Annotated in this window: 2 rRNA genes; both read right to left on the reverse strand. The window is 49.9% G+C overall.

The window, feature by feature from the left end:
• Positions 1 to 63: 63 nt before the first annotated feature.
• Positions 64 to 175 (reverse strand): 5S ribosomal RNA (gene rrf / locus X939_RS0121845).
• A gap of 145 nt (positions 176 to 320) precedes the next feature.
• A 23S ribosomal RNA gene (locus X939_RS0121850) occupies positions 321 to 2573 on the reverse strand; the annotation flags it as partial.

A 2573-nucleotide genomic window follows, 5' to 3' on the forward strand; every position in this document is an offset into this window, starting at 1 on the left:
CCTAACCCCTAACCCCTAAAACAAAAAAAACCATCCCTTGTGAGGATGGTTTTCGTTATAGTATTGTGGCGGCTACCTACTTTACCAGGTTTGATCCAAGTATCATCGGCGGTCTCGGGCTTAACTTCTCTGTTCGGGATGGGAAGAGGTGAACACCGAGCCTATAGCCACCAACAAGCTCTTTGAGTTCGTTAATGCTATGTTGGTCGTTTCTGTATCAGGTTGTAACCTAATACATTTAACTTTTAACAATACAATATTTTCATGTCATATTGGAAGTAGAAGAGATAAAGTTTAATCATTCATCTTAATTAAAAGATAAAGTGCAAGCTATTGGGTAATTAGTACTGCTCGGCTGAATATATTTCTATACGTATACCTGCAGCCTATCAACGTCGTAGTCTACAACAACCCTTATGTGGAAGATTCATCTTCAGGCTAGTTTCGCACTTAGATGCTTTCAGCGCTTATCTATTCCCTACATAGCTACCCGGCCATGCTACTGGCGTAACAACCGGCTCACCAGCGGTAGGTCCAACCCGGTCCTCTCGTACTAAGGTCAGCCCCCGTCAATCTTCCTACGCCCACCACAGATAGGGACCGAACTGTCTCACGACGTTCTGAACCCAGCTCGCGTGCCACTTTAATCGGCGAACAGCCGAACCCTTGGGACCTTCTCCAGCCCCAGGATGTGACGAGCCGACATCGAGGTGCCAAACCTCCCCGTCGATGTGAGCTCTTGGGGGAGATCAGCCTGTTATCCCCGGCGTACCTTTTATCCTTTGAGCGATGGCCCTTCCATACAGAACCACCGGATCACTATACCCTGGTTTCCCACCTGCTCGACCCGTCGGTCTCGCAGTCAAGCTTGCTTGTACTATTGCACTCCACACACGATTACCAACCGTATTGAGCAAACCTTTGGAAGCCTCCGTTACACTTTTGGAGGCGACCACCCCAGTCAAACTACCCACCATGCACGGTCTCCCACTTCTGCGGGATTAGATCCCAGGCCAGCGAAGGGTGGTATTTCAACGTTGGCTCCATCATGCCTGGCGACACAACTTCAAAGCCTCCCACCTATCCTACACATCCCTGACCCGAAAACAATGCAAAGCTATAGTAAAGGTGCACGGGGTCTTTCCGTCCCGTGGCGGGTAAGCGGCATCTTCACCGCTACTACAATTTCACCGAGCTCACGGCCGAGACAGTGCCCAGATCGTTACACCATTCGTGCAGGTCGGAACTTACCCGACAAGGAATTTCGCTACCTTAGGACCGTTATAGTTACGGCCGCCGTTTACTGGGGCTTCGATTCAATGCTTCTCTTGCGATGACATCCCCTCTTAACCTTCCAGCACCGGGCAGGTGTCAGGCCCTATACGTCAACTTTCGTTTTAGCAGAGCCCTGTGTTTTTGCTAAACAGTCGCCTGGGCCATTTCTCTGCGGCCTCTCTTGCGAGGAGGCTCCCCTTCTCCCGAAGTTACAGGGTTAATTTGCCGAGTTCCTTAGCCGTGATTCACTCGAGCACCTTAGAATATTCTTCTCGACTACCTGTGTCGGTTTACGGTACGAGTTGCAATAAGCTGATGTTTCAAGAGCTTTTCTTGGAAGCCGTTTCGTATATTCGCTTCGCCCGTAGGTTCCGCTCAACGCACTATTCCGTCAGTACGTACATACCACACCACTCCGTCACTCCTTCACACTCATTGCAAGGGCAGGAATATTAACCTGCTGTCCATCGATAATCGCCTGTCGGCTATACCTTAGGCCCCGCCTAACCCTCCGTTGATTAGCATAGCGGAGGAATCCTTAGTCTTTCGGTGTGCGGATTTCTCATCCGCATTATCGTTACTTATGCCTACATTTGCTTTTCTCACCAGTCCAGCCCAGCTTACGCCAAACCTTCACCCCTGTGAGAATGCTCCCCTACCGATCGTAATAAATTACTATCGCATAGCTTCGGTAATATGCTTGATGCCCGTTTATTATCGATGCCCGCCCCGCTCGACCAGTGAGCTGTTACGCACTCTTTAAATGTATAGCTGCTTCCAAGCTAACATCCTGGCTGTCTCTGCAGTCGGACCCCCTTAGTTCAACTTAGCATATATTTTGGGACCTTAGCTGATGCTCTGGGTTGTTCCCCTCTCGGACTGGGACCTTAGCACCCCAGCCCTCACTGCCGTGTATATCATAGCCCATTCGGAGTTCGTCAGAGTTTGGTAGGATTTGACTCCCCCTAGCCCTATCGGTAGCTCTACCTGACCATGACTCAACCACGACGCTGTTCCTAAAAACATTTCGGGGAGTACGAGCTATTTCTTAGTTTGATTGGCCTTTCACCCCTACCCTCAGTTCATCCGAAAACTTTTCAACGTTTACCGGTTCGGTCCTCCACGATGTGTTACCAGCGCTTCAACCTGACCAAGGGTAGATCACCAAGTTTCGCGTCTACAGCCACTGACTAATCGCCCTATTAAGACTCGCTTTCGCTTCGGCTCCTGTATTCAAATACATTAACCTGGCCAGTGACCGTAACTCGTAGGCTCATTATGCAAAAGGCACGCCGTCA

Source organism: Dyadobacter tibetensis Y620-1, assembly GCF_000566685.1.
Taxonomy (GTDB): domain Bacteria; phylum Bacteroidota; class Bacteroidia; order Cytophagales; family Spirosomataceae; genus Dyadobacter; species Dyadobacter tibetensis.